Source organism: Chitinasiproducens palmae (assembly GCF_900095735.1).
GTDB lineage: Bacteria > Pseudomonadota > Gammaproteobacteria > Burkholderiales > Burkholderiaceae > Chitinasiproducens > Chitinasiproducens palmae.
On record NZ_FNLO01000009.1, the window covers coordinates 206,502 to 229,236 of the forward strand.

Here is a 22,735-nt window from a genome sequence, read left to right on the forward strand (position 1 = left end):
AAGGGCGCCGCTTCCGTCCCGAAATTGCACGTGCCGAAGCCGGGATACGGCATAGGCATAGGCATACCGAACCGAAACCTGGAACGATCAGATTGAGAGCCATCATCCTCGCGGCCGGCGTCGGCCAACGTCTACAGCAGGCGGCGGACGCACGCTTCCCCAAATGTCTGCTGCGCTTTGGCGGGCATACGCTGCTCGAACGCCATTTGACGATGCTTCGCTCGGCGGGCATCGACGATGTCGTGCTCGGCGTCGGCTTCGCGCACGAGGCAATCGAAGCGGAGCTGGCGCGTCTGAACTGGCAGCCGCGCCCCACGCTCGTGGTGAATCCGGATTACACGCTCGGCAGTGTATTGACCGTGCACACGCTCGCCGCCGCGATGCAGGCGGACGACGACGTGCTGCTCTTCGATGCGGACGTGTTGTATGACGAGAGAATCATCGCCGCGTTGGTCCAGGGCAGCCACGCGAACCGGCTACTGATCGACCGCGACTTCGAGGCGGGTGACGAGCCGGTGAAGCTGTGCGTCCGCGACGGGGTGCCAGTCGAACTGCGCAAGCGCGTCGCGGCCGACGTGGTCTACGATACTGTCGGCGAGTCGATTGGCTTTTTCCGCTTCGATCAGCCAACCGCGCGACGACTCGTCGAGATCGTCGCGGGATACATCGACGCCGGGCGTTCGGATCAGCCGCACGAGGAAGCGGTCCGCGACCTGCTGATCGAACGTGGCGAACAGTTCGACGTCGCCGATGCGACTGGGCTGCCCTGGCTCGAAATCGACTTTCCAGTAGACGTCGCGCGCGCTGCCGACGAGGTGCTGCCGCAGCTCCTGCCATTCCCGCCGGCCTTGCCTGCGTCGTCTGCCTCACCTGCCGCAGCGGTACAACACGGAACGATGTCTGCATGAACGCACCTGTCACTTCCCAGCCAGTCTCGCACGCGCGCGCCTTGCGCGACATGCTGTTGTCGTCGGAACTCGAATTCCTGATGGAAGCGCACAACGGGTTGTCGGCCCGTATCGTGCGCGAGGCCGGTTTCAAGGGTATCTGGGGCTCGGGGTTGGCGATTTCCGCCCAGTACGGCGTGCGCGACAACAACGAGGCCAGTTGGACACAAGTCGTCGACACGCTTGAGTTCATGGTCGACGCAAGCGGCCTGCCGATCCTGTTGGATGGCGACACTGGCTACGGCAACTTCAACAACCTGCGGCGTCTGGTGCACAAGCTCGAGCAGCGCGGGATCGCGGGCGTGTGTATCGAGGACAAGCAGTTCCCGAAGACCAATAGCTTCATCGACGGCGAGCGTCAGCCGCTAGCCGAGGTCGACGAGTTCTGCGGCAAGATCAAGGCGGGCAAGGATTCGCAGCGCGACGACGATTTCTCGATCGTCGCCCGTGTGGAAGCGTTGATCGCAGGTTGGGGCATGGCCGAAGCGCTGCGTCGCGCGGAGGCGTATCGTGCCGCCGGTGCCGACGCGATCCTGATTCACAGCAAGCTGTCGCGACCGGACGAAATCCTCGAATTCACACGCGAGTGGGCCGGTCGGGCGCCGTTGGTGATCGTGCCGACGAAGTACTACAGCACCCCGACGGATGTGTTCCGTCGAGCGGGCATCAGTACGATCATCTGGGCCAATCATCTGATCCGGGCGGCGACCTCCGCGATGCAGACGACGGCCCGCGAAATTCATGCGAACCAGCGCTTGATCGACGTGGAAGACCGCATCGCGCCGGTAAACGAGATATTCCGGCTGCAAGGCGCCGACGAATACGCGCGCGCCGAGCGGGCCTATCTGGGCGCAGGCCGGAAGCCCGCGGCAGCGGTGGTGCTGGCGGCGGCGCGCGGACGGGGTCTGGAGGCATTGACGGAAACGCGTCCGAAGGTAATGCTGCCGGTGGCCGGCAAGCCCCTGCTGCGTTGGCTGGTGGATGGCTTCAAGGCGCAGGGGCTGCACGACATCACCGTGGTCGGCGGCTACCGTGCCGATGCGATCGATACCACAGGCGTCAAGCTTGCCGTCAACGAGCGCGCCGAGCAGACCGGCGAGCTCGCGTCACTGGCCTGCGCGGTCGAGGCACTCGAAGGCGACGCGGTCATCGCCTACGGCGACTTGCTGTACCGCAGCTACATTCTCCGCGACCTGCTCGATAGCGAGGCCGAGGTGACGGTCGTGATCGATTCTTCCGATCCGGCGCAGTGCAATCCGAGTGTGCGCGACTTCGCCTATTGCTCGGCACCGGACGACCGGGACCTGTTCGGACAAGCGGTACGCCTGCTCGACATTGACAGCCAGGCGACACGCGACGATCGCTCGGCGGAGGGGCGCTGGATCGGCTTGATGGCGGTGCGCGACGAGGGCGTCGGCCGTCTCAATGCGGCCCTGGCCGCGCTGCGCGAGCGGCCCGACTTCGATCGCCTGGACATGCCCGATCTGATCAATGCGCTCGTCACCGACGGCGTGACGGTCGCCGTTCAATACGTCCATGGTCATTGGCGCGGCGTCAACGATCTCGACGAACTCCGTCTGGCAGGCGACTTCGCGCATGGCCAGCAGCCTTTCGGGGCCGAGGTGCCCGTTGAAGACGTCGGCACGCGTGCCGACGACAAGCACTGAAGGGGATAGCCAGTGATCGAGGCAAAGGATTTCATCGAAGCGGCGCGGGCACGCGGCATCGACCGCTATGCGGGCGTGCCATGCTCGTATCTGACGCCGTTCATCAACTATGTGCTGCAGGATCCGACGCTCCACTACCTCTCCGCGGCCAATGAAGGCGACGCGGTCGCGGTGAATGCCGGCGTTGCGCTCGCGGGCGGCGTCGGCATTACGATGATGCAGAACTCCGGCCTGGGCAATGCAGTCAGTCCGTTGACTTCACTGACCTGGACGTTCGGTCTGCCGCAGTTGTTGATCGTTACGTGGCGGGGGCAGCCCGGCGTGGCCGACGAGCCACAGCATGCGCTGATGGGACCGATCACGCCGCAGTTGTTGGACTTGATGGAAATCCCCTGGGAGTTGTTTCCGACGGAACGGGGACAGATCGAGCCGGCACTGGAACGCGCCTTCGCCTATATGAGCAGCACTGGGCGGCCTTATGCTTTGCTGATGCAAAAGGGCAGCGTGGCGCCGGTCGCACTGGCGCGCGCGCTAACACCGAGCAGTTCGAACCGACACGACATGTCGGTGCGTCACGAACCGGTGGCACAGACGCTGCCGGCGCGACGGGAGGCACTGGAACGCGTGATTGCGCTCACCCCGGTCGAGAAGAACGTCGTGTTCGCGTCGACGGGTTTCTGCGGGCGCGAACTCTATGCGTTGGATGACCGGCCCAACCAGCTCTATATGGTCGGCTCGATGGGCTGCGTGACACCGCTGGCGCTCGGTTTTGCGTTGATGCGGCCCGATCTGCGCGTGGTCGCCGTCGATGGCGACGGCGCCGCCCTGATGCGCATGGGTGTGTTTGCGACGCTGGGTAGTTACGGTCCGCGCAATCTCTTGCATATTTTGCTCGACAACGGCGTACATGACTCGACCGGAGGACAGCACAGCGTTTCGCCGAATGTGTCCTTTGCGGGCGTTGCCGCCGCCTGCGGTTATGGCGAGGCGCGCGAAGGCAGCGCGCTGAGCGTGGTCGACGCCTTGTTCGCGCAGACGGCCAGCGCGGGTTGCCGTTTCGCCGGCTTGAACATCCGTCCGGGCACGCCCGACGGCCTGCCGCGTCCTACCGTCACGCCCGTCCAGGTGCGCGACCGCCTGCAGCGCCATATCGGAATCGGCGCACGCCACTTCAGCACCACGACAGGGGCGAAGCCATGAACCTTCTACTCAATCCAGGCCCGGTCACGCTGACCGAGCGTGTGCGACGCAGCCTGCTGCAAACAGACCTGTGTCACCGGGAAAACGAGTTCTTCGACCTTCAAGACGAAGCATGCGGGCGGCTGCTACAGGTCTACGCGCTTGACGCGACCGTCTGGCAGGCCATTCTGGTTGGCGGCTCTGGCACCGCTGCGGTCGAAAGCATGATCGCCTCGTTGGTCCCCGCGCAGGGCCGCTTGCTGGTGGTCGCGAACGGCGTCTACGGCGAGCGCATTGCGCAGATGGCGGCGCGTTATGGGATAGCCCATGAAACGGCGCAGGGCGAGTGGATGGCCGCTCCCGATCTGCCGACGCTGGCTGCGGCGATGGACGAAGCGGCGCGGCGCGGCGAGGCCTTCACGCACCTGGCTGTCGTGCAGCATGAGACGACCACCGGGCGTCTGACTGACATCGCTGCGCTTCTGGCGCTTTGCGAGAAGCGCGGCATCGCGATGCTGCTCGATGGTGTGAGCAGCTTCGGCGCCGAGCAAATCGACTTTCGTTCGCCAGCGCTGGCGGCCGTCGCCGCGACGGCCAACAAGTGCCTGCACGGCGTGCCGGGCATTGCGTTAGTCGTGGCACGTCGCGCGGCGATCGAGCAGGGTATCACGCGGGCGTTCTATCTCGACCTCAAGCGGGCCGCCGCGCTCCAGGCCGAGCGGAATACCCCGTTCACGCCGCCGGTCCATGCGATCTACGCATTGGTGGAGGCCTTGCGCGAAATGGAGGAGGGCGGTGGGCAGCCGGCTCGGCTTGCACGATACAAGGCGTTGGCGGAGCGGGTGCGCGCGGGGTTGGCAGCGCTCGGCATCGTGGCGGCGGTTGCGCCCGAAGCATCGTCGGCGGTGTTGCGGGCCTATTCGCTACCGGCCGGTGTCGATTACGAGACGCTGCACGACCATTTGAAAAAAGCGGGCTTCGTCATCTATGCGGGGCAAGGCGGCCTTTCGCGTACCCTGTTCCGCATTTCCACGATGGGCGCACTTGCCGATGGCGACATCGAGCGGCTGCTTGCGGCGTTCTCGTCGCTCTGCACGACGGCGGCGGGGCGCGACGACGCGGCTTGAGGGTCGCCGCGGCCGTGTCAGCGGGCACGGCTGCGCGATGCGGGTCTCGCCGCAACCTGCGTCGTACGTTTGCTGTCTCCGCGCTGTCTCCGCGCTGTCACCGGCGCTTTCATCGGCGCTGAAAGCCTGCCGTCACTCGCGCCCTCGGTTGTGCCGCAATTCGCTCGGACGGGGGCTTGCGCGCGGTGCCGGTGGTTGTCCCATCAAGATGGGCTGAAAGAAGACCGCGCCGATCAGCGTGCAGAACAGCGACAGGGACAGCAGCTTGCCCATGCTCGCCGTGCCGGGGTGGTGCGACAGCCACAGGCTGCCGAATGCGGTAGCGGTGGTTGCGGCCGATAGAATCACGGCCTGCGTCAGACCGGACTGCAGGAAGTCGCTGCGGCCTTCGCGCCACGCGATGACGTAGTAGATCTTGAAGGCGACGCCGATTCCCAGCAGCAACGGAAGCGCGATGATGTTCGCGAAATTCAGTGGCAGGTCAATCAGCACGCACAGCTCCAGCGTCACCAGTGCCGAAACCAGCAGCGGTACGAGCGTCCGTAGTACGTCGGTGAAACGCCGCAACGCCAGCCACAACAGCATCGTTACCGCGACCAGCGCCCATGCGCTTGCCTCATAGAAAGCCGCGACGATCGTATCCGCCGAGTGAAGGATCGAGATTGGGCCGCCCGCGGCCTCCGGCACTGCAGCCGTGACGCCCTCGGTGAATCGCCGCAACATGACGTCGTCGTTCGGGTCCTGCCCGGCCATGACCCGCGGCGAGATTGCGACGCGTGCGCGGCCGTCCTCCGCAATCCATTGGCGCTTGAGGGTCGGCGGCAGGCTGTCGAGGGTGATCGGTGTCGCCCGGAGCATATCGGCGAGCGCGCGGAGCGACAGACGCAACGGCAAGGCGATGGCATCCTCGGCGCGATCGCGGGTCGCCGGATCGCTGCCCGCCAAGCGCCGCAAAGCCGCGGCAAGCCGCTGCGCCTCCGGGGCACCCTTGCCGGGATGGTCGAGCGCTGCGTTGTCGAGCATTCCGGCTGCGTAGCGGAGTGCGGAGATGCGTGCGCCGTCGCCTGCCTGGTTGATCGGAGTTTGAGATAGGACGGGCGCCAGCGCCGCCGCCGCTCGCTGGATGGCGGCGAGCTTGACCGCTTGATCGGCGGGTACGAAGCTGCTGGCAGTCATGGTTCGCCCAACCTCGGGCAAGGCCTTGATGCGGGTTGCAAGGGCGTCTGCATGTGCAAGATCCGGCGCAAGCACGGCGACGTCGTTCACGCCGTTGTTCGGCGATTGCGCGAGCGTCAGCAGTGTCGACATCGATTCGCTGTGTGGATCCTTCAGATGCAGCGGGTTGAAGTCGAAGCGCAGATGGGCCAGCAGTGGCAGACCCGCGACGACCAATGCCAAGGTTCCATAGAGCAACGGCTTGCGATGCCGTGCGGTGAAGCGATCGACCGGCGCCAGAGAGCGAAAGCCGGGCGCGTGCTGCTGCGCTGGCGGCTTGAGGACGGCGATCAAGGCAGGCAGTAGCGTCACGCTGAGCGGGAACGCGATGAAGAGGATGCCCACGCCGGCGATCTCACCCAATTCCGAGATTCCTCGGTACGCGGTTGGCAGGAACGAGAAGAAGCTTGCGCCGGTGGCGGCCGCGGCCAACGCGAGCGGCATTGCAATCGAGCGGGCGGCGCCGCGCAGCGCACCTTCGACATCCGGAGCGCCGAGCCGGGCTTCGCGGTAGCGCACGGCGAACTGGATGCCGAAGTCGATGCCAATGCCGACAAAGAGGACCGCGAACGCGACGGAGATCAGATTCAGTGCACCGACGAGCAACAAACCTGCCGCGGCGGTCATGCTCAGGCCAACCAACAGCGTAACGAAAACGGCGAGCATCAGGCGGCCGGACCGCACTGCGAGCCACACGATGATCAGGACCAGCATCAAAGTAGCGACCGCGTTGGGTATCGCCCCCTCCGCAACCGACGCGAATTCTTCGTCGGCCAGCGGTCGCGAGCCGGTGAGGGCAATGTGCGCGCCAAAGTGTTGCGCCAGCTGCAGGCTCTGCGCGGCGCCTCGAATGCGTTCCGCCGCAGCCTGGCCTGCTTCGAGCGCGCCATAGTCGACGACGGGTCGGACTTCGATGAAACTGCGCCTTTCCGCGTCAGGAGCGAGCAGGGCTTGCCATGACAGTGCGCCGGAGCGGTGCGCGAGGACGGCATCGACTGCAGTCGCACTGGCGTCGAACAGTCCCGCCATGTTCTCTAGCTTGACATCGCCATTCGCCAGCGGGGTGGACAGCATCAGTGACAGCAGGCTCGACAGGCCCGTCACTGTGGGATCACGCGCAAGCCGATTCAGCAGCGGTTTTGCGTCGGTCAGTTGCTGCGTGACGCGTTCGACCTCGGCCACATCGAGATAAAGCAGCCCATTGGTCTCGAAAAATGCGCCGCCGCCTGGTCGCTCGACCGACCGGAATGAGGCGGTATCCTGTCGCAGTCGCGCCGCCAGTTGATCCGCTGCCTCGCGGGCGAGCTCCGGGGCGGGAGCGCTGACGACAACGAGTGTGCTCTCGTCGCGGTGCGGGAATGCCGTGTCGATCGCTTTGCCACGCTTCGCCCAGGCCGCGTTAGTATCGATAAGACCGGAGATATCGGTATTGATCGCGAAATGGCGGGCAGTGTAGACGGCACTGACCACGCCCAGCAGCAATGCGGCAGCGATGACCAGAGGGGCGTGGCGCACGGACAGCCGCACCACCCGAGATATCAGCGAAGTCAACATGGATACGCTGGCAGGCGCCGGGGTGCCCGCCGAATGAACGAGAAATAGGAAAACGATGAACCAGCCACTTTCCGCATTTGCCGCAATGGCCGTTTCTTTTTGCGCCGCAGGTACCGCTTGGGCGCAGGGGACGAAGTCCGCTAATCCCGACGAGTTTATCAAAACCGCCATCGAAACAGTCGTGACCGCGGCGAAGCAGGATCCGGCCGCGCGCGACGGCGACATCAATGCCACCGCTCGCGTGGTGGAGCGAGAGTTCCTGCCTTACACGGACTTCGAGCGCACCACGCGGCTCGCGCTTGGACCGGCATGGGGCAGTGCGACGCCGGAGCAGAGGCAGACTGTTTTCCAGGAATTTCAGCGTCTTCTCGTACGCACCTATGCGCTGCAGCTGACGCAGATTCGTGACCAGAAGGTGACGTTTCGCTTCGACCGTGCGCAGCCGGTGGCCAAGACGAGCGACGTGGTCGTGCAGTCGGAAGTGCGGGGCGCCAGCGACGATGCGTTGAAGGTCGGCTACCGTCTTGGCAAGACCGCGGCGGGTTGGAAGATCTACGACATCGACATGATGGGTTCGTGGGCCATCGTCGTGTATCGGCAGCAGTTTGCGACAGCGATGAAAAACGGCGGGGTCGATGGTTTGATTCGATATTTGAAGGAGCACAACGCTCGCCTCGGATGAGCCAGCGTCTTGGACGAGTTTGGCGGTGCCCGAGTCGCGCCCACCGTGTAAGGCGTCCGGTCGTACGTAGCAGATAGGGCGGTCCCCGCTGCTTCGTTGTAGAAACATATACTGAAAAAAATACAACACTGATTTCTATCCAACATCTCAGAAAGAAGACAGTGAGCAACACCACCGAGCTTGATGGTGCACCCGCGTTCCGGCTCGCCAGCGCACTCGTAGTGTTCTTCTCGGGAGCAGCGATCACGACCGAACAAGCCGACCCTGTGACAAATTGTGGCGATACGACGACTCAAAGCGCAATGGATCAGTGCGCTGCGGCGAAGCAGTCCGCGGCAGATCAGGCTCTCAACAAGCAGTACAAGAGCCTAGCAGCCTCGCTCGACGCAGGAGGGAAACAACGTCTCCGTGATGCCGAGAAAGCATGGATAACATTTCGGGATAAAGAGTGTCTTTCCCGGCTCGGCCCTCGAAGCGACGGTGGCTCGATATGGCCAATGAGTTAGGCCGATTGCATCACGACGTTGACTTTGCAACGCACAAAAGAGTTGGCTGCACAGCAGCGATGCCCGGATGGCGGCGTAGCGTATCCGGCGAAGGCTGCAGACTAGTGTGGCGCGGCGGACCGATGAAGCGCGCGCTGACGAGCGGGAGAGCGGAAAGGCAGGAGGGCAGGAAGGAAGGCAGGATTTCCGCTGTTGACCGGCGCAATCAGGCGGAGCAGAGCCGAGCGATGGGATGTACGCGCGACGCATCACTGTCAGATGCCCGAGCGAACCCTGCCGCGCGATCGGTGGACGTCTTGTTAGCCGACGTCTCATTAGCCGACACCTTGAGTCGGGTCACGCGAAGTGTCTCGTGGCTGGATGCAATGTGCGCTCACGGTGTCGACGCCGGCCGTGACGCCGAAACGATTCGACTTGCCCGCGTCGTGACGTCTCAGCAATCCACGGCATGACGGGTGGCGGCGCTGGCTTGCCACTCGGGAGACCTGCAACTAACCCACATGAGCGTCGCGACCGTCGTGGCATCGCCATCTTCGGACAAGCTCATCGAGCTGCGAAAGGGGCTGCCGTGCGGTGACCGCCGATCAGACTGCGGACAGGCACGTGCCGGACCGACCGTTTCGGGCAGGTAGGGAGAACCGTAGAGTCAGGTCGCAGGTTGCCAGCTGCTCTGCGCTTTGGCGTTTGGATCCTGCGGGCCAAGCTCTCTCGCAAACCCCATACCGTTCGTTGACGCTAGATTCGTCGACCCCGGCGTCGATGTGACTCAAGCCTGCACGGTATTGGCCGTGCTGACGATCTCATCCTGCGACTTGCGCTGGGCAAACGCAGCCTGGATTCGCTCGAGCCAGGCCAAATCCGTGCTGTCGACGACCGTGCGGCTCGAACTCGTACCGATCAATTGCAATGTGTGGCGCACGTTCTGGAAACGCCAAGCGATGAAGCTGGCGATGAAAGCCATCAGGCCAAGAATCAGCGCCGGACCGCTGGCAAAGTAAACGCTCAATGCGACCACTGCCAAACCGATAAGCAAGAGCACGGTGGCCGCCAGCTTGGAACGCGCGCCAGGCTGGAGTACCAGTCGGTCGCCGTCTTGTACAAGCACTGTCTGCCCGTAGACGACCAGTCGGTCGGCGTGCACTTGCACACCGTTCTCGTTGAACATTGCTGCTTGGTTCATTATCGCTCTGCTAACGCCAGGTTTGCCCATCAATCGGTGCATCGCGACCATCATAGCACCGGCTGTCAGCGGGAAACACAAAGCCCCTACTGGTCTGGCGCGCAGGTTGCTTTATTCGGCAGACTTTGAAAAAGGAGAATGCATGATGCCGCTCGGATTCGTTTTCCACCGGCCCGAACCCATCCCTGGCGAGCCCGCGCGCGATCCGATGACCGAACCGCATCCAGAGGATGCGCCGGGCGCCGTGCCGCTAGACGATGATGACGAAAGCAAGGGCAAGCCATTGGAGCACCGTCGCGGTCGTCGCTAGCATCCCGGCGCTCGGCATATTTACCCCGCAGCGCTTCAGACGCTCATCGATGCACGAAGCCCCGGAATCACGCGCATCGGCAAAATACAGCGGTATGTGGAGAGGCTAACGGCGCATCCGGCCCCAATCAACTGGAGCATCAATACAATGATCAAAGAATTCACTCACGTAGTCGAAGGCAAGAACGAAACGTTTTGCATCACGTTCGGCGACGGCGCAGTCAATAGCCGGGCACTGGTCAGCCGTGTCGAATCGCCGGAGACACTGGTCATTATGGAAGCATCGGGTACGCTTGCGGCAATCAAGGCGAAGCTCGAATCCACCGATGCCTTTCTGGACGATGCCATCGAAAAGGTCAAGTCGTCGGGGCTAATCGAGAAGGCGGTGCAAACCGGCGAGTTGCAGAACGGGACACTTTAAGCGTAGACACGCGTGTGCTGATGTTCGGTGCGGGGCGCCTGAAGGTGTCTCCGTGCCAGTCCGGGGCAGCGACCCGTGGTTGCGCCTTCGGCATCATATGTAGCGCAGCAGTGCTGCGAAAGATACTGGTCCAGCGATACGACGTGCGTTGAAGCGGTCCTGGAAATGAGTCGTGACTTTAGATGGCGCCTGTGCGACACGTGAGAAGCGCTGTCGGGAAACCACCACGCGTCGCGCCAATCCGCACAAGCGGAAAAAGCGGAAAAATAGGAACATCGGTGGCGGGAACGTAAGGACCGAGACAATATTCGTGCTGGTCACTATACGTATTGCGGCGCATTGGCCTACACAAGCGGTCGCACCGCTTCAAAGCGCTGGGTAGGGGTGTTCTCGCACTGCATTGAGAAGCAGAGGATCCGCTGCGACCGCTCAGCCGCCGTCAGCCGACTGGTGGCTCTTTCTCTGTGCTGGTCTCTGGCGGATTGTCATTCGGTGCGCGCTTCTTGTCGGCGTCGTCACGCTCGGGCAACAAGCTTTTTTCGTTGTCGCTATGTTCAGCGACCGGCACTGCCGGCTGCGCAGTTCCGTCTTGGGGTTTATCGTCTTTCATAAGGGCTCCTCTCCAATCGAAAAGATTGATACGATATCAAGCGAATCAAATCCTGTTCGAAAGAAAACGATGCAAGCCTTATGCCTACGTCGTCTTGCCGATCAGCTGGGAGCAGTGCGCCTATCAGCCGATATCTTTCCTGAGGTCCCACGGCGACGTCGCGTAGCGATAGCGGTAGCATCCTATCCAGCGATAGCTACCTTAGATGGCAGACGCAACGCGATGGCCAGCTTCGTCTTCAGCAACACATCGATCGAGCATGCTGCACACCGCTGCGAAGGTCCCGACCATCGTCGTACGCGAAGGGCCGCGGTACACGCGAACATTCGGCGCAAACGTCATCGAACGGACCGCAGGACGGCGGCTCAGAGCATTCTCCACTCGCGGGCGCGCAACCATCTTCAGCAACTGGCCGCCCAGCGCGCGTTTGACCGACGTTGCACTGTATCCCTCGCTGCGGGCATCGTTGTTTTGCTTCGTCGTGTTGCCGGTTGCTGCCAGTCGAATCGAAATTGCCATGATCACGCTCCTCAGAATTGAGTCGGACGAATCAGTCCGACCGCGATACCTTCTAACGCAAAATCCGCCTTGCCTTCTTCAACCACGATATTCGGGTACTCGGGGTTCTCGGCTATCAATTCCACACCGCTGGGTAAGCGCTTCAACCGTTTTACGGTGACTTCATCCCCAAGCCGCGCGACTATGATTTCGCCGTCCTTCGCCTCGGTGCGCCGCTGGACTGCCAGCAGATCGCCATCGAGGATTCCCGCGTCCCGCATGCTCATCCCGCGAACCTGCAGGAGATAATCGGGGCGATTAGCAAACATCGACTGATCGCACCGGTAGTTTCGCAATACCTGTTCCTGGGCAAGAATTGGGCTGCCTGCGGCGACCCGTCCGACCAGCGGAAGGGACAGACCCAGCAACTCCAACGGCACGTCGCCGAGTCGATCGTTGTCATCGGCCGACCGGACCAGGCGGATGCCGCGCGATGCGCCGCGCGTCATTTCGATCACACCCTTGCGCGCCAAGGCGCGTAGGTGCTCCTCTGCGGCATTGGCTGAGCTGAACCCAAGCTCCGCGGCAATCTCCGCGCGCGTCGGCGGGAAACCGGACGTCTCGATTGCCCTTTTCACAAGGTCGAGCACCTGTTGCTGCCGTGCCGTCAACTTCACCATCTTCCGCCTCCGTGTGATCACATCTGTATTTTTATACAGTATCGGTACTGTATGCAAGCGGAATTTTTTAAGCAAGTCAGGGCGAGCAGCGTCTGTTCGACCATCCGGGAGAAGCGTTGCGGGCCGAAGCGCTCGGCTACAATGCGCGCCATGAGAACCGATACCGTCCCCTTTTCCGACGCGCCGACCGCGTCCCGACGCCCGCGTATCGTGGTGGTCGGCACCGGTGGCACCATTGCCGGTGCGGCGGGCGACGCCGCACAGACCACTGGCTATGCGGCTGGCGCATTGCCAATCCAGCAATTGCTTGCCGCGGTGCCGATGCTCGGGCGCTTGGCGGAGGTCGAGGCCGAGCAGGTAGCGGCGCTGGACAGCAAGGACATGGATCACACTACGTGGCTCGCGCTGGCCCGGCGGGTACAGCATCACGTCGACAGGGCCGACGTCGATGGAATCGTGGTTACGCATGGCACCGATACGCTTGAAGAAACCGCTTACTGGTTGAACCTCACCATAGCGACCCGAAAGCCGGTGGTCTTTACCGCCGCCATGCGTCCGGCGACCGCATTGTCGGCGGATGGGCCACTGAACCTGCTCGACGCGGTCACGGTGGCCGTGTCGCCGTCGGCGAGCGGGAAAGGCGTGCTTATCGCCTTCGGGCACCGGATCTTCGGGGCGCGTGATATCGCGAAGACGTCGAGCTACGCGGTGGACGCATTTTCGAGCGGTGAACGGGGCGTACTGGGTTGGGTACAGGATGGACGTGTCGATGCGCTGCGCGATGCAGAGAAACGGCATACGGTGAACAGCGCCTATGCGCCGCTCCGTGCTGATTGGGACGCGTCGGCGCTTGCGCGAGTGGAAATCGTGTCGAGTTACGCGGGCGTGACCGGCTTGCAGGTCGAGGCCGCCATCGCCGCTGGCGTGCCAGGCATCGTCGTTGCCGGCACCGGAGGCGGATCGATCCACCAGGCATTGCTGCGGCCGCTGCTGAAGGCGGCCGAGGCCGGTGTGGTGATCGTACAATCGTCTCGTATCAGCCATCCTCGCGTAACGGGCGACGCGCTCGACGCCCATTTCATTCCCTCGGGCACCCTGAGCGTGTGGAAGGCGCGAGTGCTGTTGACCGTCGCCCTTACGGCGCACCCGGCTGATCCCCAGGCTTGCCGCGACGCTTTCGCCCATTATTGATTCCGGGCGGGACCACAACGACAAGCCAGGTCGATTGCGGAACAGGTGCGGACGCGTTCACGGCAACTACGTGATGGACGGCTCTTTCGCGTACTGCGCGTATAGCGCATATGGCGCATATGGCGCATATGGCGCTCGTTGCCCACATTGCGGCTGATGCGGCTATCGAGGCTATTCTTGCGGGTCGGCCGCTGCATCGGCTGGCGCGACGCCGAGCGCGTCCAGCCTGGCTTGCAGCGGTTGCAGGCGCCGCTCGCACGCCTCGACTGCGTGAAGATATGTCTGCAGCGCGCGTTCGGCGATCTCCGCCCCCGGGCACGCGGTCAACGCGTCGCACGCCGCGACGAAGTCGTCCATGCGCAGCATTGCAGCCGGCCCCTTGTTGCGATGCGCATGCTGCCGCATGCCGGCGAAGTCGCCACTTGCGATGGTGTCCCGGGTCTGTCGAAGCCCCTCGATGAAAAGGCTCAACAGCGCCCGTGCGGTCGTTGCCTCATGGTTGGCCAGAATGAGGAGATGGTCGAACAGCCGGGCGTCCGTCTCACTCTCCGAGAGCGGCGCGGCGCCTGCGTTCCCGCTACCGACGCCCGTGTCCGTACAATGGCCGGCACCATCCGGGTCGCCGTCGAATCCGCCGGGCGCCTGGCTTGGCACGACGTGAGTGCGCCGCTTGGTCGATACGGCCTGATCGCCTCCAATGACTTCCGCAACCGCGATTCCGTCGGGCTCAACCTGCACGCGCGCTAGCGGACCGGCGGGCGCATCACGATCGCGCCGCTCGTCCGAGACGCCAAGGCATGCCGCCAATTCGTTCAAGCCGACCGGCTTCACGAGACAGCCCGTCATGCCGGCGCGTAGGCAGCGTGCCAGACAGGCATCCGACGGATCGGCGCTGTAGCCGATCACCGGTGCATCGCAGAGCGCGCCGATCTTCACGGCGAGCGAGAACCCATCGATGCCGCGCATCGAACAGTCGGTCAGCACGGCATCGATCGAGCGGCTGGCCACGACGACCAGCGCCTGCTCACCGCTTTCAGCGGCACATGCATTGAAGCCGAGCCGGCGCAGTTGGGTGGTGAGCAGCACCCGGTTCGCCGGGTGGTCGTCGACGGCGAGGACCGTGGCACCCGGCGCGAGGTGGATCACTGCGGGAAGGGCGTTCGATTCTGTTGGATGCGAGGGCGGCGCCGCTTCCGAGCGGTTGATGGACTTGTTGCCCCCGACGGTGCGCAGTGACTGGTGCGGCGCCGGGCGCTGGACGAAACCATCGCTGGCCTCGGCGTCGTCTGGCCGGTCGGCAAGCGCATCGACTGCGCAGGGCGCGCTTGCCGTTTGAACCACGTCAGCACCGGGAGCGGCAGGCAAGGCGTCCCCGCCGTCGGCGCGATCCTCGTGGGCAGCGGCGCTGCGCGCCGAACCCGCAGCGTCGACGTGCTGTCGATTCGATTCGGCGGTGCCGATCGGAAGCGGGATTGCAGCAGCGGCCGGGAAGGGCGCGGGGGAAGAGGGCGGCAGGGGCCTCGCCATCGGAACGATGACCGCCGCGCGCGTGCCGGTGCCTGTTTCGCTTTCGAGCGTAATTCGACCTTGCATAGCCGAGACGATACGTTGGCAGATGGCCAGCCCCATGCCACTTCCGCCATAACGGCGGTAGGTGCCGGCGCCCCCTTGGCGGAACGGTTCGAACACGTCGCGCAGCGTTGCGGGATCCATGCCGATGCCCGTGTCGGAGACTCGCATCTCGATCAGACAGAACTCCGCGGTGCAGCGCAATAGCCTTACTTCGACATCGACCCGGCCTGCGTCGGTAAACTTGATGGCGTTCCCGACCAGGTTGTAGGCGATCTGTCGAATCCGTGAAGGATCAAAGCGCAGCGCGGCAGGCAGCGCGTCGTCCGCTGAAAACGTCAACGCCAGGCCCCTTGCGCGCGCGGGCGTTTGAAAGAGGGCGGTTGCGGCGCGCAGCGTGTCGGCCAAATTGCCAACCTGGGCGTCGAACGGCATCTCACCGCATTCGGCCCTCGACACTTCAAGGATGTCGTTCAGCAGCTTCAGTAGCGCAGTGGCCGCCTCGCGGGCCAGTTCGGCGTGACGTACGGCTTCGGGGTCGGCACTGCGGCCGATGAGCTCGAGCATGCCGATGACTATATTCATCGGTGTTCTGACTTCGTGGCTCATCGTCGCGAGGAACATGGTTTTCGCACGGTCCGCTGCCCGCGCTTCATCGCGGGCTACACGCAGCGCGTCCTGCAGGCGCTTCTGCTCGGTGAGATCGATCCAGCCCCCGATCACGCCAGCATAGGGCGGGGACGCGACGGCGCCTTTGCCGTGAAGCGGCGCGGCCCAATGCAGTCCGGTCCTTGATATGCCGTTCAGGCAGACCGTCACCTCCTCGACATAGCGGTCGCTGCCGCGCCGAATTTGTTCCTCCGCGCGTGCCAGCGTACTGCGCGTCGCCTCGGAGAAGAAATGCATGTCGTCGAGTCGCCGTCCGACCAATTCCGACTTGCGCCTGCCCAAGGCCTCGCAGAACGCGCGGTTGCACTCGCGCAGGCGGCCGTCAGCATCGCAAAAATAGATCGAATGGGGATTGGCGTCGACCAGTCTGAACAGGAACGCGAGACGGCGGCGCAGGGCGCGGGCGGTGTGCTGCCGGACCCGCATCCGCTGCCAAAGTCGAACGTTATAGATCAGCGTCGCCAGCAGCACGACGCCGGCGACGACGATGGCCGTCGGCATTGTCGACGCGCCGCGCCCACTCTCGACGGGCAGGGTGTAGGTCCATTGCGATGCTAGGCTTTCGATCGTCTGCGGCGGAATCGTGCGCAGCGCCTTGTTGATGATGCCGCACAGTGCCGCGTGTTCGTCGCCGACCAAGAAGTAGGCCGCGATCCGTGGTCCGATCGCACCGACGAAGTGCAGATCGTCGCGATAGCGATGGAAAACCACATAGCGTGCAACCGGCTGATACAGTAATGCGGCATCGGCCCGGCCCGCCGCGATCGCGGCCAGCGCCGCCGGCGTTTCGGTCACCGTGAGCATTACCTGGGGCTCGCGTTGCGCGGCGGGCCGAGGGTCCGCGCTGTCCATCGCCGCCAGATCGTGCGTCGCCCAACGATCACTGCCCGACTGCGGGCTCTGCCATAGCGCATCGATCACCGCGATGCGACGCGGCCTGACCTTGGAGGCGCTGCCGTGGTCCACACTGCGACGTGCAACCAGGGCCAGGCGGGAGCGAAAAAATGGCAGCGTGAGATGGGCGGACGCGGGTTCATCACCGACCGGGAAAGTGACCAGGGCCATCGCCGCTTCACGTCGCGTGATTGCCTCGCCGGCACGCCGCAGGCCGGCTTCGAACACAGGTTCGAAAGACAGTCCGGTCCGCCGCGCGACCATGTCGAGCAGCGAAGCAAGTACGCCGGCGAGACGGCCTTCGCGATCCCGGTAGGCAATCGGTGCAAACGCGCGCGGCACGCCGATGCGGACCAGCGGATGCGCGGCGATCCATGCGCGTTCGTCGTCCGTCAACCGTTCTTCGACCGCGGGCGGGAAAAAATCTGGACGATCGTCGGAAGCCGTTGTTGCCGAGTAGGCATGGTGCGTCGCATGTGTGGCTTCGCTTCCAGAGGCCTGGGCATGCGGTCCAGAGCGCCCGTCGCGCAGGACTTCGGGAAACGCTTCGTCGTTGCCAGCGCATGCACGTCCCACGCATGGCAACGCTTCAATACCCGAATTCCGCCCGTAGCTGGGCACCGCCCAGGCATCGTTTTCTGCGATGACAATCCACACCGCAGCGATCAGCACCAGCCGGGGCAATGGCTGGATGAAGTAAGTTTTCGGGCGAACCCGAGGAGTACACGCATCAGGCATTGAGCCGCCACTAAACTGCGAACGGGCGGCAAGGCGCCGCGCCGTGAAAGCGCGCCGCATGAACCTCCTGGACCGGCGTGCGCGGATGGCGCGAATCGAGGGGACTTGGACGACGCGAGGATTAATACGAATCGCCTTGAAGGCGGTGCACGCATGGTACAAGCCGCGCATGCCAGCTTGCCGCTGAGTTTGCAATTCGAAACGATGGATTAGACAAATCGCATCTGTGCTTGCGTCGAAGCGCGAAGGCAGCCACAGCTGGATGGCCGAACCCTGAACGCCTATCGCCGAAAATCGGGCTCTCAGGCAGCGTGCAGGGCACCGCATGGCGCGCCCGAACGACTACAATTCTACTGCATTTAACATAAGAGTAATTATCGAGTTCGAGGCGGCGTTGCGATGGGCTGCTGATAAATGATGTCGCGTCAGTTCACGCCAGGACACGCAGCCATTTGTCACGAACGCCGACGCGACACGAACTCCCACGATCGCTGCCCGCCAGTCGCATCTGCTGGCGCTGTCGCTGATCCATCCACGCTGCGCTCGCCGTGTTTCCTCCGCCGCGCTTGGCTACCTGTTTTTCAGGCATGTTTTCGCGCTCGCTACCATGCGGTCGCCGTCCTGCGTTCGGACGAACCATCGATCAGCGATCGCCGGCTGTCGGCTTCGGACCGCCGACACTTGCGCGATTCGGCGGTAAGCGCCGCTGCGCGCCCCGATCCCATCGCCACAGTCGCATTCCATCGTGCATTTCGCCAGCCTGACGGGATATGCCCAAGCATCGGCGCCGCAGTCTCACGCTTGCGTCCGAGCCAGTCTGCTGCGTTCCTTGTTACCGGAGTCCGCGCTGCTGCAGCGAGCAATGCCGCTGGCGGTGCGTGAAATTGCAGCGCTGAGCGGTACGCTGCTCGGCGCAGCGGCGATTCTCGTAGTCGATCAGGAACGTTTAGTCTGCGACGCAGCCGAATTCCCGATAATGGAGAATCAGGCAATAAAGGCCGGGCTTTACATGACGTCCGCGCTTCAGCCTCGCTATTGCTGGCGCCAGTGCCAGTTCATGCGCCACGCCCCTGATATTTCGCTCCTGGGCGAATTGCGCCGATTCGCGACAAATCGATGCCGAAACCTTGGCGGTCGCCAGGGTTACTCGCTGGGTCGCCTCGATGCACGCGCGATTAATGCCAGAGAGCGCGAGTTGCCCGATGCTTTGACGCATCACCTAAAGGCCCCCGAAGGAGCGGGAGCGCAGCGCGTGACTTAACCGGCGCCCGTGCGACGGCCGGCCAAGACCGAGACGCTTCGAAGTCCACCTCGGCTAGCTGCCGCCCGCCTCCTCATTTGAAGGCCGCTGCGCCACAACCTCGCGTTCAATCAATGCGCGATGTTTGTTCATCGTCTGCATGCATTCAGTGAGAATGTGCAGCAGGCGCTGTGCGTCCTCCCGCTGGCCGGCAGCCGGCGATCGTCGCTCATACTGCGCGCTCAATTCGGCAATGCGTTTGCGCGCCTCGTCCAAGTGACGGTTGGCCTCGATTAAATGGCACTCTTCAAGCGTTTTTTTAGTCATCATTTCTCCTGCTTGCTCGCCTGCTCGCAATGGGCTGCGAATCCGAGCTGAGAACCAATTTTGCCGCGCTCTGTCTTGTCGGTTGTCGCCTGCTCAGATTAATGACGTCGATAGATTAATACGAGACTTAACGCATCCCTCGACCGAGCGGGTAATTCGATGTCGGCCGAAGTGTTCGCCGATAGCAAAGAACAGGCCTGTCTTGACCCACCTTGCAAGTCTTAACTGGTGGCGAAGTGCCTTTGGCATTCATGAACGAGAACATTGTTTTTGTGCTTTTTACTATGTCAGTATTCAGTATATGTTTTTGAGATGATCGCGAACGCCAGACTTCTTGCGACGGCTTCAAGGGTCGCTGGTTATACTGAACAGCGTGGCTGCCGGTTCTGCCTCTCGAAGTGCCAACGCGGCGCGCTTCGGACCGTCTTACATTGCCGTTCTCAACGTCGAAACCGACCGAATGTCCGCGTCTCCTCGTCATCTTTCCGCCATGCTATGGCTGGTGGCTACCGGGTTCTTCATGCAGACCCTGGATACCACCATCGTCAACACCGCCCTTCCGTCGATGGCCCGCAGCCTGGGCGAAAGCCCGCTGCGCATGCAGTCGGTGGTCATCGCCTACTCGCTGACGATGGCCATCGTGATCCCAGCCTCGGGATGGTTGGCTGACCGCTTCGGTACGCGACAGATCTTCGCAACGGCGATCGCCCTCTTCGTTCTCGGATCGATCGGATGCGCGAGTTCCCAGACCCTGGTGCAACTGGCCAGCTCGCGCGTCGTACAGGGCGTGGGCGGCGCAATGCTGCTGCCGGTCGGCCGACTGGCTGTGTTGCGAACCTTCCCGCCCGAGGATTATGTACGGGCCTTGAGTTTCGTCGCGATCCCAGGTCTGGTCGGTCCGTTGATCGGCCCGACGCTTGGGGGCTGGCTTGTCGAAGTCTCGTCGTGGCACTGGATCTTCCTGATCAACGTTCCAGTGGGCATCGCCGGCTGTATCGCAACGTGGTTTGCCATGCCGGATGCGCGCAGCGAGGTGAAACGCTTCGACGCGAAAGGTTACGTGCTGCTGGCGGTCGGTATGGCCGGCTTCTCCTTGTCGCTGGAGAATATCGCCGCCCACGGCCTCAACCACGCGGCGGTCCTGGTCCTGCTGATCGTCAGCCTGGCAAGCTTCGTCGCATATGGACTGCATGCGACTCGTGCGCCCGCCCCGATCTTCCCGCTGTCCCTGTTCCGCATCCATACGTATAGCGTCGGGCTGTTGGGCAATCTGTTCGCCCGCATCGGCAGCGGTGCGATGCCCTACCTGATCCCATTGCTGCTGCAGGTGAGCCTCGACTACACGCCAATGCAGGCCGGCCTGATCATGCTGCCGGCTGCGGCGGCCGGGATGGCGACCAAGCGGGCGGTGCCGATGCTGATTACCCGCTTTGGCTATCGCAACGTGCTGATCGTCAATACCATCCTGGTGGGCGCCGCGATGGCCAGCTTTGCGCTGATTTCGTCGGAGCAGCCGACCTGGCTGAGGATTGCGCAGGTGGCGTTCTTCGGCGCGGTGAACTCGCTGCAATTCAGCGCGATGAACACCCTGACGCTGAAGGACCTAGCCGGCGCCGGCGCGAGCAGTGGCAACAGCCTGTTCTCGATGGTGCAGATGCTGGCGATGAGCCTGGGCGTCACCGTGGCGGGCGCCCTGCTGGCGGCCTTCGGCGCGATGTCCGCGAGTGGCCGCGGTTCGCTGCCGGTGTTTCATGAGACTTTCGTGTCCGTGGGCCTGATCACCTGCGCGTCCTCGTGGATTTTTGCGCAGCTCGCTCGCGAGGTCCGGCGCGGCAGGCACGATGGCGAAGCGGGCGAGATGTAAGCGGCTTACCGGTAAGTGCCTGACTGATGCGGCTGACCGATGCGCCTGACTGATGCGGCTGACTGATGCGGCTGGCATCGCGCCATCCGCACCGGTGGGCGGCGCCATCCCCGCAACATGCCCACCGCCGGCGCCGTCCGTTCTACCTGCCCCACTTCCGCTGCCGCCGATCGCGCGTGCCTTGTTCAGACGACGCCGCGTCGAGCCGCACGATGCTCGCGACGCAACAGGATGGTCACCAGCATGGCACCCAGCACGCAACCAATCCCCGTCGCAACGAAGATCGATCCATAGCCCAAGCGCCGCGCCAGCAGCCCGGCGAGCGGGCTCGTCAGCGCCAACGAAAGATCGAGAAATGCCGAGTACGCGCCGATGGCGGAACCGCGGCTGGCCGGCGGCACATGCTTGACGGCCTCGACACCGAGCGCCGGGAAGACCAGCGAAAAACCGCTGCCGGCCAGCCCGCTGGCGAGCAGTGCGATGAACGGCGACGGCGCAGCCGTCAGCAACAGAAGACCGAGCGCCTCCAGCGCCATCGAAACCAGCGCCACCCGCAACCCACCATGGCGCCGCACCGTGTGCGCGAACAACAATCGTACTGAAATGAAGCAGATGCCGAACACGGACAGCGATGTGGCGGCACCGGTCCAATTGCGGCTGGCGAAGAACAGGGTGACGAAGGTCGCCAGCACCCCAAACCCCGCCGAACCGAGCGCCAGCACCAGACCGTGCGGCGCCACCTGGCCGATCACGCGGTGATAAGGCAGTCGTTCACCGGTCGCGACGGCCACGGGCGCCTTGCGGAAGGCGACAAACGTCGCGATCACCGCCACGCCGCCACTCAGCAGCGCCAGTGCGACGAAACCGTGTCCGCCGGCAATCGCCACGCCCAATGGCGCCGCCACGGCCAGTGCGCTGTAGGTCGCAATGCCGTTCCATGAGATCACCTTCGCGGTATTCGAAGCGCCCACCACGCCGATGCCCCAGGTGATCGCGCCGGTTGCCACCATGCTCTCGCCCACGCCTAGCAGCAGGCGGGCAGCGACGAGCAGGGCCAGCGCCAGCCCGGGCAGCGGACATGCGAAGGCCACCGCATAGGTCGCGGCACTGGCCACGCAGGCAATCAGACCGCTGAGGGTGGCGTGCTTCGGTCCGCGCAGATCGATCACCCGACCGGTCACCGGACGGCTCAGCAGCGTCGCGACATACTGCGCGCTCATGATCGTGCCGGCGACGAACGGGCTGTACCCGAGCGAATCGATGATCCACGCCGGCAGCACGGCGATCGGCAGGCCGACCGCCAGATAGCAGACGAAGGTGAAGAAGACGACTGGGAGGATCTGCAGGTCGACGGGGCGACGCGACTGGACGGGGGAAGAAGCACTCATCGCGGACAGGCAGCGGCTGTGTAACGCCTGCTCAAGCGTCTGTCCGACCCGCCGTGCGCGTCGAAGCCCGTCGACACGGCGCCGCGAGATACGATTGACGATTGCCTAGGCAGCGCACTACAAAAAAAAGAGCCCGGACCATCGGTCCGGGCCTGAATCCACCAAGGAGAAGGTGGAGGAGACGGTTCGAATTATATGCACGTTTTCCCGTATTGCAAGTGGCTTTGAGGAAATGTGTCCGCGATGCAACAGACGGCCGGCCAGCGACATGCTGCTGCGC

The 22,735-nt window shown here is 63.6% G+C and carries 18 protein-coding genes; 10 read left to right on the forward strand and 8 right to left on the reverse strand.

The features are described 5' to 3' along the window. Positions 1–92 precede the first annotated feature (92 nt). Genes BLU54_RS15675 through BLU54_RS15690 form a run of 4 tightly spaced genes read left to right on the forward strand, consistent with a single transcriptional unit; the run spans position 93 to position 4,920 of the window. The gene (locus BLU54_RS15675; protein ID WP_091910425.1) at positions 93–908 is read left to right on the forward strand and encodes a phosphocholine cytidylyltransferase family protein; all 816 of its coding nucleotides are present in this window, start codon (positions 93–95) and stop codon (positions 906–908) included. Further along, a complete protein-coding gene (gene aepX / locus BLU54_RS15680; RefSeq protein WP_091910427.1) occupies positions 905–2,614 on the forward strand; it encodes a phosphoenolpyruvate mutase in 1,710 nt (569 codons plus the stop codon). Before BLU54_RS15675 ends, aepX begins: the two co-directional genes overlap by 4 nt. Before the next feature lie 12 nt (positions 2,615–2,626). Beyond that, positions 2,627–3,814, forward strand: a complete 1,188-nt coding sequence (gene aepY, locus BLU54_RS15685; protein WP_091910430.1) for a phosphonopyruvate decarboxylase — start codon at positions 2,627–2,629, stop codon at positions 3,812–3,814. Then, positions 3,811–4,920: a 2-aminoethylphosphonate aminotransferase gene (locus BLU54_RS15690; protein ID WP_091910432.1), complete on the forward strand. Its 1,110-nt coding sequence runs from the start codon at positions 3,811–3,813 to the stop codon at positions 4,918–4,920. The genes aepY and BLU54_RS15690 overlap by 4 nt, the downstream gene beginning before the upstream one ends. A gap of 132 nt (positions 4,921–5,052) precedes the next feature. On the opposite strand, the gene hpnN is transcribed toward BLU54_RS15690, so the two are convergent. Then, entirely contained in the window at positions 5,053–7,689 is a 2,637-nt protein-coding gene (gene hpnN / locus BLU54_RS15695; RefSeq protein WP_091910434.1) for a hopanoid transporter HpnN, read from the reverse strand. 55 nt (positions 7,690–7,744) lie between these two features. Between hpnN and BLU54_RS15700 the strand changes: the two genes are divergently transcribed. Both BLU54_RS15700 and BLU54_RS23390 read left to right on the forward strand, forming a co-directional pair. After that, entirely contained in the window at positions 7,745–8,371 is a 627-nt protein-coding gene (locus tag BLU54_RS15700; RefSeq protein ID WP_091910436.1) for an MlaC/ttg2D family ABC transporter substrate-binding protein, read from the forward strand. Positions 8,372–8,532: 161 nt separating this feature from the next. Then, positions 8,533–8,877, forward strand: coding sequence for a lysozyme inhibitor LprI family protein (locus tag BLU54_RS23390; protein ID WP_139169718.1), 345 nt, complete (start codon positions 8,533–8,535; stop codon positions 8,875–8,877). A 766-nt stretch (positions 8,878–9,643) separates the two neighbouring features. Here the strand turns inward: BLU54_RS23390 and BLU54_RS15710 are convergent. After that, positions 9,644–10,108 (reverse strand): DUF6232 family protein, encoded by a 465-nt coding sequence (locus tag BLU54_RS15710; RefSeq protein WP_139169719.1) that lies wholly within the window; start codon positions 10,106–10,108, stop codon positions 9,644–9,646. Positions 10,109–10,514: 406 nt separating this feature from the next. Between BLU54_RS15710 and BLU54_RS15715 the strand changes: the two genes are divergently transcribed. Beyond that, positions 10,515–10,787: a hypothetical protein gene (locus BLU54_RS15715; protein ID WP_091910442.1), complete on the forward strand. Its 273-nt coding sequence runs from the start codon at positions 10,515–10,517 to the stop codon at positions 10,785–10,787. Between the two features lie 439 nt (positions 10,788–11,226). Here BLU54_RS15715 and BLU54_RS23820 read toward each other — a convergent pair whose 3' ends face one another. The 3 genes from BLU54_RS23820 to lexA all read right to left on the reverse strand — a co-directional run bounded on the left by BLU54_RS23820 (position 11,227) and on the right by lexA (position 12,575). Beyond that, positions 11,227–11,397 (reverse strand): hypothetical protein, encoded by a 171-nt coding sequence (locus BLU54_RS23820; RefSeq protein WP_170845173.1) that lies wholly within the window; start codon positions 11,395–11,397, stop codon positions 11,227–11,229. Between the two features lie 201 nt (positions 11,398–11,598). Next, a complete protein-coding gene (locus tag BLU54_RS24270; RefSeq protein WP_091910445.1) occupies positions 11,599–11,916 on the reverse strand; it encodes a hypothetical protein in 318 nt (105 codons plus the stop codon). Positions 11,917–11,927: 11 nt separating this feature from the next. Beyond that, positions 11,928–12,575 carry a transcriptional repressor LexA gene (gene lexA, locus BLU54_RS15725; RefSeq protein ID WP_091910446.1) on the reverse strand — a complete coding sequence of 216 codons (648 nt, stop codon included), beginning with the start codon at positions 12,573–12,575 and terminating at the stop codon, positions 11,928–11,930. A 150-nt stretch (positions 12,576–12,725) separates the two neighbouring features. Here lexA and BLU54_RS15730 point away from each other — a divergent pair, with 150 nt between their 5' ends. Further along, positions 12,726–13,766, forward strand: a complete 1,041-nt coding sequence (locus BLU54_RS15730) for an asparaginase (protein ID WP_091910448.1) — start codon at positions 12,726–12,728, stop codon at positions 13,764–13,766. A 171-nt stretch (positions 13,767–13,937) separates the two neighbouring features. On the opposite strand, the gene BLU54_RS15735 is transcribed toward BLU54_RS15730, so the two are convergent. Continuing rightward, positions 13,938–17,294 carry an ATP-binding protein gene (locus BLU54_RS15735; protein ID WP_170845175.1) on the reverse strand — a complete coding sequence of 1,119 codons (3,357 nt, stop codon included), beginning with the start codon at positions 17,292–17,294 and terminating at the stop codon, positions 13,938–13,940. Positions 17,295–18,498: 1,204 nt separating this feature from the next. On the opposite strand from BLU54_RS15735, the gene BLU54_RS15740 reads away from it, so the two are divergent. Continuing rightward, complete coding sequence (locus BLU54_RS15740) at positions 18,499–18,897, forward strand: hypothetical protein (protein ID WP_091910454.1); 399 nt, start codon at positions 18,499–18,501, stop codon at positions 18,895–18,897. A gap of 54 nt (positions 18,898–18,951) precedes the next feature. Here BLU54_RS15740 and BLU54_RS15745 read toward each other — a convergent pair whose 3' ends face one another. Then, positions 18,952–19,203: a hypothetical protein gene (locus tag BLU54_RS15745; protein WP_139169720.1), complete on the reverse strand. Its 252-nt coding sequence runs from the start codon at positions 19,201–19,203 to the stop codon at positions 18,952–18,954. 460 nt (positions 19,204–19,663) lie between these two features. Here BLU54_RS15745 and mdtD point away from each other — a divergent pair, with 460 nt between their 5' ends. Next, on the forward strand, positions 19,664–21,067 hold the full coding sequence (gene mdtD / locus BLU54_RS15750; protein WP_091910459.1) for a multidrug transporter subunit MdtD: 1,404 nt from the start codon (positions 19,664–19,666) through the stop codon (positions 21,065–21,067). Between the two features lie 185 nt (positions 21,068–21,252). Here mdtD and BLU54_RS15755 read toward each other — a convergent pair whose 3' ends face one another. Then, positions 21,253–22,455, reverse strand: a complete 1,203-nt coding sequence (locus BLU54_RS15755; protein ID WP_235837984.1) for an MFS transporter — start codon at positions 22,453–22,455, stop codon at positions 21,253–21,255. Between the last annotated feature and the right edge of the window lie 280 nt (positions 22,456–22,735).

Excerpts from the sequence above, each read along its gene's own strand:
- BLU54_RS24270 (WP_091910445.1), bottom strand. The coding sequence starts at position 11,916 with ATGGCAATTTCGATTCGACTGGCAGCAACCGGCAACACGACGAAGCAA.
- mdtD (WP_091910459.1), top strand. The coding sequence starts at position 19,664 with ATGTCCGCGTCTCCTCGTCATCTTTCCGCCATGCTATGGCTGGTGGCT.
- BLU54_RS15730 (WP_091910448.1), top strand. The coding sequence starts at position 12,726 with ATGAGAACCGATACCGTCCCCTTTTCCGACGCGCCGACCGCGTCCCGA.
- BLU54_RS15710 (WP_139169719.1), bottom strand. The coding sequence starts at position 10,108 with ATGGTCGCGATGCACCGATTGATGGGCAAACCTGGCGTTAGCAGAGCG.
- BLU54_RS15740 (WP_091910454.1), top strand. The coding sequence starts at position 18,499 with ATGCCGCTGGCGGTGCGTGAAATTGCAGCGCTGAGCGGTACGCTGCTC.
- BLU54_RS23820 (WP_170845173.1), bottom strand. The coding sequence starts at position 11,397 with ATGAAAGACGATAAACCCCAAGACGGAACTGCGCAGCCGGCAGTGCCG.
- BLU54_RS15745 (WP_139169720.1), bottom strand. The coding sequence starts at position 19,203 with ATGACTAAAAAAACGCTTGAAGAGTGCCATTTAATCGAGGCCAACCGT.
- BLU54_RS15690 (WP_091910432.1), top strand. The coding sequence starts at position 3,811 with ATGAACCTTCTACTCAATCCAGGCCCGGTCACGCTGACCGAGCGTGTG.
- aepX (WP_091910427.1), top strand. The coding sequence starts at position 905 with ATGAACGCACCTGTCACTTCCCAGCCAGTCTCGCACGCGCGCGCCTTG.
- BLU54_RS15700 (WP_091910436.1), top strand. The coding sequence starts at position 7,745 with ATGAACCAGCCACTTTCCGCATTTGCCGCAATGGCCGTTTCTTTTTGC.
- hpnN (WP_091910434.1), bottom strand. The coding sequence starts at position 7,689 with ATGTTGACTTCGCTGATATCTCGGGTGGTGCGGCTGTCCGTGCGCCAC.
- lexA (WP_091910446.1), bottom strand. The coding sequence starts at position 12,575 with ATGGTGAAGTTGACGGCACGGCAGCAACAGGTGCTCGACCTTGTGAAA.
- BLU54_RS15715 (WP_091910442.1), top strand. The coding sequence starts at position 10,515 with ATGATCAAAGAATTCACTCACGTAGTCGAAGGCAAGAACGAAACGTTT.
- BLU54_RS15755 (WP_235837984.1), bottom strand. The coding sequence starts at position 22,455 with ATGAGTGCTTCTTCCCCCGTCCAGTCGCGTCGCCCCGTCGACCTGCAG.